The 10,928-nt window shown below is 54.7% G+C and carries 6 protein-coding genes and 3 pseudogenes; all 9 read left to right on the top strand.

The window, feature by feature from the left end:
- The coding region (locus tag K7W41_RS22265; protein ID WP_224612643.1) for a phosphopantetheine-binding protein at window positions 1-237 on the top strand (237 nt) is incomplete at its 5' end.
- Window positions 238-296: 59 nt separating this feature from the next.
- Window positions 297-4,820 (top strand): non-ribosomal peptide synthetase, encoded by a 4,524-nt coding sequence (locus tag K7W41_RS22260; RefSeq protein ID WP_224612642.1) that lies wholly within the window; start codon window positions 297-299, stop codon window positions 4,818-4,820.
- 52 nt (window positions 4,821-4,872) lie between these two features.
- A complete protein-coding gene (locus tag K7W41_RS22255) occupies window positions 4,873-5,949 on the top strand; it encodes a serine hydrolase domain-containing protein (RefSeq protein ID WP_224612641.1) in 1,077 nt (358 codons plus the stop codon).
- Between the two features lie 465 nt (window positions 5,950-6,414).
- Window positions 6,415-6,675, top strand: a complete 261-nt coding sequence (locus tag K7W41_RS22250) for a hypothetical protein (RefSeq protein WP_224612640.1) — start codon at window positions 6,415-6,417, stop codon at window positions 6,673-6,675.
- A gap of 518 nt (window positions 6,676-7,193) precedes the next feature.
- Window positions 7,194-8,609 (top strand): MDR family MFS transporter, encoded by a 1,416-nt coding sequence (locus K7W41_RS22245; RefSeq protein ID WP_318010935.1) that lies wholly within the window; start codon window positions 7,194-7,196, stop codon window positions 8,607-8,609.
- Between the two features lie 587 nt (window positions 8,610-9,196).
- A pseudogene (locus K7W41_RS23840) lies at window positions 9,197-9,475 on the top strand (4'-phosphopantetheinyl transferase family protein); the annotation flags it as partial.
- Window positions 9,476-9,552: 77 nt separating this feature from the next.
- Window positions 9,553-9,756, top strand: a pseudogene (locus K7W41_RS22235) (transposase); the annotation flags it as partial.
- A 473-nt stretch (window positions 9,757-10,229) separates the two neighbouring features.
- The gene (locus K7W41_RS22230) at window positions 10,230-10,796 is read left to right on the top strand and encodes a hypothetical protein (protein ID WP_224612639.1); all 567 of its coding nucleotides are present in this window, start codon (window positions 10,230-10,232) and stop codon (window positions 10,794-10,796) included.
- Between the two features lie 4 nt (window positions 10,797-10,800).
- Window positions 10,801-10,890 (top strand): annotated as a pseudogene (locus K7W41_RS23865) (IS6 family transposase); the annotation flags it as partial.
- Between the last annotated feature and the right edge of the window lie 38 nt (window positions 10,891-10,928).

Genomic DNA, 10,928 nt, shown 5'->3' with positions numbered 1-10,928 from the left:
GCCCGGCTGGTTGCACGCCTGAAGGCACAGCTGGGAATAGACCTGCGTTTACGTGACGTCTTTGAACACCCAACCCTGGCATTGCAGGTCAACCTATGCACCCAGCAGCGTATGGGTGCCGGGCCGGGCCGGGCGCTCGTGATGCTTGAGCAGTTCGGACCGGAATATGTGCTCGAGCGCTTGGATGATTTTTCTGATGCTGAAGTGGACGAGCTCTATGCCCACTTGGACGGTTAATGTCGAGCTTCTCATTTGCTTAGTTCGCCGCCTACTTCTCTCGATGGTGATTACTCGTCATGAATGCACGTGAACTTCTTAAAACCAAACTCAAGCAACGCCTTCAACACTGCCAAGAAGCCCCATTAACCCGGATGCAGGAGTCCCTATGGATTCTTAGTCAGACTGAAGATGTCAACAGTGCATACACGCTTCCGTTCGCATTTCTGATCCTTGGTCCCCTCGACATCCCCCGGTTGTCGCGGTCACTTGATCGGGTGGCTGAGCGCCATCCTATCCTCCGAGCACATATTGTTGACGGGGAAGAGCCCAAGCAGGTGCTATCGGCGAACTCGACATTCACCCTCCAAGTGACGCATCGACCTCCTTCTACGTCTTTGCAGCTGCAAACATTTGCCCTTGAATATGCTGACCAGAAGTTAAAGCAGGGACGGGACATCCATGAGGGTAATGCGCTGAGTGTCCACCTGATCACTGATGGGCAGACTCACGTCCTCCTCGGCCTGATCCATCACATCTTCTTCGACGGGACATCTGTGCAGTTGTTCCTCGACGAGGTGAAGACGGAATACGCTGCTGCTGAAGGCAGCGCCAGGCATGTGTGGCATAAAAGCTATCTGGACTTCGCTCTGCAACACCGGGCGACTTATCTGGAGGCACTCCAGACTCATCTGCCGTTTTGGACTGCTGGGCTTCAGGGGGCCGAGCCGTATACGTCACTTCCGCATCAGTGCCAGCGACCCTCGCCGCCGTCGCTGAACGGGAAAACTGTTGCCTACGAGGTACCTGACGAACTGATAAAGCTTCTGAAGACTATCGCCGAAGAGCAGGGTACCTCCCTGTTCTGCGTGCTGTTACTCGCGTTTCAGCTCGTGCTTGCGCGTGCTGCTCAGCAATCTGACCTAGTGATCGGCGTGCCGTTTGACACCCGCGCGCACACGGACATCGACCGAACCATGGGCTATTTCATCAATACCCTTCCCTTGCGGACGCGCTTGAAAAGCGACATGACGGTTGCGGAGCTGCTCAAGGAAGTAACGGACGGTGTGTTCGCCGCTGCCGAGCACGCCGCCGTAGCATTTGAAGATATAGTCCGCAGCTTGAAGCCAGAGCGCTCACCGTCGCACCACCCGATCTTTCAAACGGTTTTCGACCTGCATTATCTGGATGATCAACATCAGTTGTCGGAAGAGACACAGATCGAACATCTTCCGATTCCGTTTAACTATTCAAAATTCGACTTGAGCTGCACAGTGAAGGTCAGAGGTGAATCGTGTCACTTCGAGTTTGAATATGCGACCGACTTGTACCGAGACATCGAAATCACCCGATTTGTCGAGAACTTTCTTGCCATGGTCCGGGCTCTGCCGGACATCTTGCATGTAATGGTGGGGGAGCTTGACGAACTAGCTGACGAACAGAGAACTCTGCTGCTAGACGTCTGGAGTGGCGCCGCACAGCTGCGTGGGCCCGCACAACGCGTAACAAAACGCATTGCAGATAATTTCACGCGGTTTGCTTCCCATGTGGCAATTCGGGAGGGGCAACGGACGTTGACGTACGATGCTGTTGGTCGTCAAGCTCAAGGCCTCATTCGGGGTTTACATGGCCTGCACCTGTCCCCAGGCGCGAGCATTGCTCTTTACTTCGACAAATCGCCGGAAGCGGTCGTTGCAATGCTGGCATGCCAGTTTGCCGGTTACCCATTCGTGTGTTTGGATCCGACGCTCCCGGAAGAACGCATTTCTGCAATCCTAAACGCTGTCCGGCCAGAAGCTGTCCTTTGTAGCAACCAGCGCCTCCCAGAGTTCGAACTCTCGGGACCCACCGTTATCGTTGAGAACATACCCCCATTGAGCGGGTCATTAGACAAGCTGGCTTTCCCGGAAGCCGAGAGCCTCGCCTACCTCATTTTTACTTCCGGTTCCACAGGTCAACCCAAAGGGGTGCAGGTCACACATGCCAACTTGGATAGCGTAACGGCAGCGTGGGACGAGGCGTACTGCCTTTCGGAAACCCCCCATGTTCACCTTCAGATGGCTGCGTTCGGTTTTGATGTATTCATCGGTGACTGCATGCGGGCGCTCTGCTTCGGGGGCACTCTGATTGTATGTTCACGTGAATATTTGCTCGATCCGGCAAAACTCGCAGATGTGATAAGCAACGAAGGTATTACATTCGCAGAGTTCGTTCCTTCAGTATTAAGGGAACTCTGCGCTTATATGCAGCATGAGAACAGGGCGTTCCCCAAGCCACTGGTGGTCGCCTGTGGCTCCGATGCATGGAGTGTCAGGGAAGTCCAGGATGTCCTTGCCTGCTTGCCTGCTGGCAGCCGTGTGTTCAACTCCTACGGATTGACGGAAACCACGATCGACAGCGTTCTGTATCCTGTTCCAGAAAGTTCAATGCTGACAGGAGCTGTACCGATCGGGCGTCCACTCACCAACACCCTGGTGTATATCCTGGATGACCACCAACGTCTCGTGCCGCCTGGCACTCGTGGTGAATTGTGCATCGGTGGTCCCGGCGTCTCCGCTGGCTACTTGGCAACCTCTGGTTCAAAACCGTCATCCTTCATGGCCAATCCATTTGCGGCAGGGATGCTGTACCGTACTGGCGATAGCGCAAGGTTTCGGATGGACGGAGAACTGGAACTGCTAGGTCGTCTTGATCGCCAAGTCAAACTTCACGGTAATCGTGTGGAGTTGGGAGAAATTGAACGAGTTCTTGAAGGCCATCCCGGTATCTACAAGGCAGTCGTAACCCTTCAGCGGGGAGACCCAGAAGCTTCAGACAGGCCAGTTCTCGCCGCATATGTCCAGATAGATGGAGACACGCCAATCACTCCGGAGGAACTGGAACTGTTCCTGGCGCCAAAGTTGATCCGGATAATGCGGCCAACGGTCTACGAATTTCTTGAACACTTCCCCTTGAACGGCAATGGAAAGATTGACCTTAAACGGCTACCAGTGGCACGGCAACGAGTTAGCCGCATCCTGGGAGCACCTCCCAGGAACGACGAGGAACGGGCGTGGCTGACTGTGTTCCAGCAGGTGCTGGGCACGGCCACAGTAGGAACGACGGATAATTTTTTCGATGCTGGTGGAGACTCACTCAGCGTGATACGTGTGGTCGCGCTTGCCCGGCAGCGTGGGCTCTCCATTACCCCTCTAGATCTTTATACTGCCCCTTCCGTCCAGGAGTTAGTCCATCTGTGCAGTCAGGTTTCAATTCCAGTTAACAACAAGTTGACGAGTCCCGCAGGGCCGCTCGAGCTGTTGCCCCAGCAGACGAACTACATCGAGCGGCGCTTTCCTCAGGCACATGCCGCATTCCTCACTGTAAAGGTCCTGACAACTGCAGCCCCCCTCGACTTTGAGATGGTGCGCCGTGTCGTTGAAATCCTCGCACAGCGTCACGATGCGCTGCGTGTCAGGCACTTTAGGCGGGACGGCGCCTGGATACAGGAAGTGTGTGATCTCTCTTTGGACGATGTGACCGAGCACCGAACGACGTGGAATGCCCAGGATGAGATCAGTACATTGGTTCACGCCCTTTTCAACGCCCCTCAGCTCGAGAACACACCACTTTTCAAAGTGGTCCAGTTGGATGTTGGGGACGACCGCACCTCAAGACTCGTCGTGATCGGTCACCACCTCATCTTTGATCTGGTTTCCTGGTCCGTCTTTCTTGCCGACTTTGAGGAGATTTACGAATCACTGGCGTTTGATCGAGCGATGAACGTCGCTTCTGGGAGTGCCACATATGCGGAGTGGTGCCAGACCTTCGAAGCTTATGCACAGTCTGAGCAGGTGTCGTTGGAAGCAGAATCGTATTGGAGCACCTTCCCCTGGGCGAGCGTACCCGCCTTGCCCAGGGATATAGAAGGTGAAATTCGGGAAGATATCCATGTTGTCCTGTCCAGAAATTTGTCCGAGTTAGACAGTTCCCTTTTCCGGCAAGCACTGGGGTTGGGCTTCCGCCCTGAAGAGCTCATTGTTGCCGCGCTCGCAGAATCATTTGCAGAATGGACTGGGCAGAATCAACTGATTGTGCGGCTCATGACCAATGGCCGAATTCCTCAGTTCACCCGCATCGACCTCTCTAGAACGATTGGTTGGTTGGCATACCACTACCCAGTGTACCTTTCACTCCCTCCTGCAGGCCAACGGGCACGATTTGATTCCATTCTGCAGCAGTTACGCAACGTGCCGAAAAATGGCATGGGCTACCACGCGCTCCAGCGTCGAGCGCATGACCCACGGTACAGACAGTTGCTGAACGAGCTTTACCCATGCACCTTTCTCATCAATTACTACGGCGCCAGCGGCGGCGGGGTATCATCCACGCTTTTCAAAGAAGCGGATGAAACGGTGCCGCGTCCCCCCTCCCCAGGCGCTAAATTCCCCCGCTTCAACATTGGGGGCGAGCTGTCGGCAGACACTGGACGACTACAGCTCACCTGGTCCTATAACGAGGCCGTGTGGCACCGCCGGACAATAGAAGAGTTTGCTGAACGGCATGTATCTCACCTACGAGCGATTCTTGAACGTGTCGTAGTTGAAACGGCCACAAGCGTTTGAAAGGAAGGTGGTTTTGGGTGAGTGGGGGTTGGCTTTGCCCTATGATGCCGACATGCACATTAGTCCACTTTCTTCCGAAAGCCATAGCGTAGTTGTGGAGGGAAAGGCCGAGGCGATGGTCGACGCATTAAAACGTGGCATAAACGAACAGGTCATTCCGGGAGCTGCGATCATCTGGGGTTCACCAAATCGGTTTCTTCTTGATCGGGCTGTGGGATATGCAGAGGTCGTTCCTACACGTGTGGAAGCACAAAACTCGACGATCTACGACATCGCTTCCCTCACCAAAGTGGTTGCAACGTGGCCGCTCGTGGCTCAAGCGTTGCAGAGCGGCGCATTGCAGTTGACGCAGACCGTTGGGGACCTAATCCCTGAATCTGCTCAGGCTCCAGCGGCCCCAATCACTATTCAACAGCTCCTTACCCACACTTCGGGATTGATGCAGGCAACTTGGTTATCACAGTATCCGAGGAACGCTGCGACCATCCGGGAAAGGCTGGTGAACGAGAAACTTGAATGGATACCAGGCAGTCGGGTCTCGTACTCCAACCGGCCATTTATCCTGCTCGGCTTCATTCTTGAACAGGTATTAGGGATGCCATTAGAGAGAGCCTGTAAAGAGTACGTGTGGAAACCGCTTGATATGCCGGACACCACCTTCAACCCTGATGGGTCGGTTCTGGCACGCATTGCCTCCACGGAAGAACGGGATGGGACATGTCTGAAGGGTTCCGTTCACGATGAAAGTGCGGCGTGGCTCGGCGGTGTGGCGGGACATGCCGGAGCGTTTTCGACGACACGCGACTTGTCCAGGTTTGCCAGCGCCGTTCTCACCCGGAGCGCCGTGGTCGGTGGGCACGAGGTCTCAGCCCTGACGTTCACCGACCACACCAAGCAGCTCGGTGTCAGCCGTGGCCTCGCCTGGGAGAGTTACGAGGATTGGAACCCCTCCGGAAATGTCTGGGGTCATCTTGGATTTACCGGCACGAGTCTGTGGTTGGATTTTGGCCGCAATGAATACTTGGTTCTCCTGTCCAACCGTGTCCATCCCAAGCGAGGAGATCCTCAAGCCATGCGAGCCCTGCGTCAAGAGGTGTTTAGCAAATGGCAGGAAACCCCGCTGCAGTGAAGCGAGCGCTCCAACAAGACAGGAAGGGCTTCGCAGGATGTCACCGTCGATAGAACCCATTCCAATAACGCATGGGAAGGGACCCGGGCCCCTTCCCATGTCCATGCATCCCCAGCAGCATGACCGATCTACAGTGGCACTTGGTCGTACCCTCCTTCCGTGAACCACCGCGCTGTCCGGATGGCAAAAGTCGCCCCCGCGTTCCAAGTCGCCCGATCCTCGACGCGATCTTGTTGATTCTTCGAACAGCCTGCGTTCTGATGATGGGCCGTGGTGCAGAAGATCCCTGCGATGGAGGTTTCCTGATCGCCATGCAAGTAGCGATAGCACGTGAAGGCCAAATTCGTGCTGATTGATCACTATGTCGGATCTTTATGGGCAATATTCTTCCATCCGTTTTCTTGCGCTGAAGGAGGCATATAAGATGAGAAAAGAAAACTGCTTGAGATGCAGGTTAGGTCAGTAATGAATGACTACATCGTTTCAACAATGCTCCTCGTCGTGGCTTTTATTTATCTCTTGCCATTGGTTGGTGTGTTGAGTTCCCAGCAGCTGATCAAGCTGTATGGCCTTAGCTTTACCGAGCCTAATTTGTTGGTCCTGATGCGGCACCGAGCGGTCCTTTTCGGGATGTTAGGTGTGTTTCTAGGTTATGCAGCCTTTGTGCCAAAAGTACAGACCATCGCGTTTGTTGCCGGGTTGATCAGTGTGCTCTCTTTCCTCTAACTGGTCTGGCCGTTCTCCCGTTACAATACTCAACTCAGGCGCGTTGCACCGTTCGATATCGTTGCACTGGCATGCCTCATCGTTGGGACAGGAGTCAAAATTCTCTCCTAAATGGGAAACGGATGTTCCACTTGGGTACCAGAGGGTGACAGTTCGGCATGGGCAGATCTCGTGCTGAGCTGTCACAATCCCTTTACTGGAATTACGATATATAGCATTCGCGCTCCTATCTCCTTTTCACCTCACCATAGTCGATTTGATTCGGTTCATCTCCGGTGTACATTAAAATAAAACCACTAACGGGTCATTTTGCACCTCGCTGTAGTTCTTTTCTAATTGGACACTCAATTCTCTTACAAGGAACCAAGCAGTAGAAGACACCCCTTTTTGTCTCTCTTTGATATCGGAGCCCGACTTACTGCAATCCTGTGCCTATGAGACCACTTTCATGACTGCGTCGTGCGACCAATTAATTCGCTCAGCCCGGGCCCCACCTTGTGCAGTTCCACACGCTCATCATGAAGCCGCACTTCGGTCAAATTCGTACGGAACACTGTTTCATTCCGGCTATGCTACAGAGCCAGACCAACTGCCGAGCGCGAAATGACACAGGTTGGCACCGTCCTACTCACTTCCCCACCACAACGCAGAAAGGAAGAACCATCTTGATCGAGAGCATGTCCCCCGTCGTTAGAGTGCGCATCCTTACCTCATTTCTAGGAAGGATGTCCAGTTCAATGATCTACCCTTTCCTCGCTATCTACTACGCCAAGTATGTGGGCGTGCAAATTGCTGGTGCCTTCCTGATGATGCACGTCGCCACGTCCTTTGGAGCGAGCTTGTTTGGTGGACATCTTGCAGACACATGGGGCCGTAAGCGGGTTCTGCTTGCAGGTGATTCGGTCAAGGTGCTCGCTTTCCTGGGTATCGTCATGGCCAACGCTCCGTGGGGTCGCTGGGAAGGCTCCGTCTGGATCACGTTTGTGTTGCTGCTCGCTGTCAGCGTAGCTGGCGGGCTTTCCGCTCCCGCGGCAGAAGCAATTCTGATCGATGCCAGTACTCCTGAGAGTCGAAAGAGCATGTACGCCATAAACTACTGGGCAACTAATCTCTCGATCATGCTCGGCGCAACCATCGGTGCCTGGCTGTTCGCTGATAACTTTCTGTTACTCCTCACTGGATTGTTTTTAATGTCTCTCGTTACTTTTCTTATGGACAAGTATCTCATTCAAGACGAATTTCGCCCAAAGATCGAAGTGATAGCAGGAGAAAGTAAGCTACGCCAGCTCATTGCAAGTTACCGCAGTGCATCGCGAAATGCACCTTTCATGTGGTTTACGGCTGCCGGTGTATCTATCCTAATCGTTGAATTTCAACGTAATGATTATCTCTCTATACGATTGGCGCAGGATCTGGCTATTCAAAACTTAACATTTTGGAACGGTCGAAGTATTGAACTAAATGGAGTCAAGCTATTTGGATTTATTACCTTCGTAAACACATTTCTCATTGTTCTTTTAGGTATTCCATTTTCGCACTTAATTCGCAACGTTCCTGTGAAGTTGGCAATGTATATAGGATTCTTGCTATTCGGATTGGGTTACGCGCTTCTGGCTTATGCCAGCGCACCTCTTATTCTGGTGGCTGCAGCAGTCATTCTCACGATTGGCGAGCTATTATATGAACCGACACGGCAGGCTGCAATGGCAGACTTCATTGATGATGAGCGTCGCGGCATCTACCTGGCTGTAAATGGTATGGTGTTTCAAGCTGCCCGTTGGTTTTCCGCAGGTTTGGTTATTTTCAGTCCCTGGCTCGGAAATATCGGCCTCGGTGTCACTTACCTTCTGCTCGCCTTTCTGGCCGTATTCCTATCCTCCGTTGCCTTTCATAGACGACTAACCCGAGTTGCCCACACGCTCACAGAAGGATGAAGAGTCGCCAACTTCGGACCAAGCAGCCTCGAAGGTCGCAGCACATGCTTTCCTTTCCACGAGGCATAACCTCTGCCAAGGGCGGATGTTTTGGGCGTGCGCCGGTCATTGAGCCCCTATCACCACGCAAGCGGCAAGCCGATGCCTAGTCTGGAAAAGCGCCAATTTCCCATCTCCGCCACAATTAATCTTCACCTCATCGAGTTCCTCCTTCAGGAGAATGAGGGGGTGCGGGCGGTTGGGAGGTATCGGCCGAGTCCAGTCAGTTCACACACACCAAGTCCCTGGCGGACGAGTGGGCCGACTCTATTGAGGGACACCCTTGCGGTTGAACTCAATTGCTCCCCTGAACAGATCCTAATTTCGCGGGATGCTGCCTCGCGCCCCTATATTGATCTTCCGAACGCACCGGACTTCAACCTTTCTCACTCTGGCGCCATGGTGGGAATCGGAGTAAGTCGCGTAGGACGTGTCGGGGTTGATCTCGAGGTCTTGAACCCTGAATTTCCGTATTGGGAAGTCATGCCCATCGTACTGACCATGGCTGAGCGGAAGATGCTGTCCAACCTTCACGGCGACAGAGCTATAGGCTCTGGACTCTCAAAGAAGCAGTCCTTAAGGCCACAGGCGAAGGACTATTTACACCGCCCGACCAGATCGATTTTACAGACGCAATTGCTCAGCCACTATGTCATTGGTACCACGCCATACTGTTTCAATCGACTTGGTGGGTATGGTCCGGCCAGTACCGAGACATCATAATTGCCATTGCCACCCAGAGTGCTCCCGGTCGGTGGTTGAACTCTGCTCCTCCTTTCTCTGTATCCGAACTGGATGCCGGTCGTCCAGGGTGGCGCTCTGCATAAGAACGTCATTTCATAGAGGCTGATACAAAAGGGTTTGAAGTCCGTGGTGTGAACTTGGGAAGCAGGAGAATGGTCGGGTGACCCGGCGAGGCGCCCCGAGCGATGTAGACGACGCGTATTTGTTCCTGTTGCTCTACCTGCTGCTCAGTCCCAAGGACGCGGCCCAGCGGAAGTACCCGATCCGGGACGTGTTGAACGCCCTGCTCTGGGTGGCCCGCACCGGTGCGCAATGGGCGTACCTTGCACACGATTTTCCGCCCCCAGAGACGGTGCGCCAACAGTGCGGTCACGTCCTTTTCCCCGGCGGCCCTGACCGCACGGCGGCGCAGCTCATCATCTTGGAGATTGGCCACTCGCAGCTCTGGCGAGGAAGTCTCCCTGAGAGTGAACGAGGGTCAATAGTCAGACTCTGAGAATCAGGCCATGGCTGTTTATATCCTAATCACGCTTAGGGGAGAAACATCCACCCACGCGTATGGATGATCCATGCCATGCGCTCCAGTCCTGTTTCGATCCGCGCGCCGGACTCTGAGACCATTTCACCCCCTGCGACTCAAGGGGTCCTGTACCCCTCAGAACGATTTGGAGGCCCCTTCCTGGCCTTCCTGTGAGCTTGTTCTTTTTCTGCCGTGCCAGACGCTGTTTTTCGACCATGTTTTCAAATCAGCGCGAAGACGGCGCCCGATCTGCCCTCGGAGACCCACGCGGCCCTGACCGCCAGCATCCAACCTCATCGCGAAAGGACCACCCTGCTGTGACCGCCTCCATCCTTCCCGGCCCACCCCAACCGGCCTTGCTGCACACGCACGACTACACCGTGCAAGGTGCGAGCATCCAACACCTCCACGGCAACTGGAGCCTCAGCCTCCTGCACGCGGACCGGCCCGTGGCCCGCATCACCCACCAGAACGGCGTGACCGATGTTCTGTTTGCCGAAGCGCGAGACGAGGTGGCTTTCCTCTCCAGTATTGCTGGCGCCACCACGCCAGACGGCACGCCCATCTCCATTGAGACGGCCGTGACGGACCTGCACCTCACGGGCATCGCCACCCTCTTCCCCACCATCCTGGTGGGCCGCACCGCCCGAGGCACGTTCGTCACGGCCACGGACCCCTTCATTCGGCACGGCGTCATGTCACCAGAATCTCTGGCCGCCCTCTCCACTCAGGGGGCGGTGCAGGTGTTCGTCCCGGCGCAAGGGTGGTACAGCTTGCTGTCGACCACGGCGCCGGACGCGTCCAGTTCGCCACCGTGGTCGCTGCTGGACGCCTGCCAGCACGCCATGACCCAGCGGTTGTGGCAAGTTGTTGGGGTAGGGTGACGCGGTGTTGAGTGGTCAGAAGCTTCCCGGCTACCGGTTCCCCCTCGCGGTCATTGGGTACGCTGTGTGGCTCTACCACCGATTTACTCTGAGCGGTTCTGGCAACTTAATTTCAATGGGATTGGAATAGGG

Source organism: Deinococcus multiflagellatus, from assembly GCF_020166415.1.
Classification (GTDB): Bacteria; Deinococcota; Deinococci; order Deinococcales; family Deinococcaceae; genus Deinococcus; species Deinococcus multiflagellatus.
The sequence above is the reverse complement of the archived record's forward strand: the minus strand, read 5'-3'. Positions and strand labels throughout refer to the sequence as shown.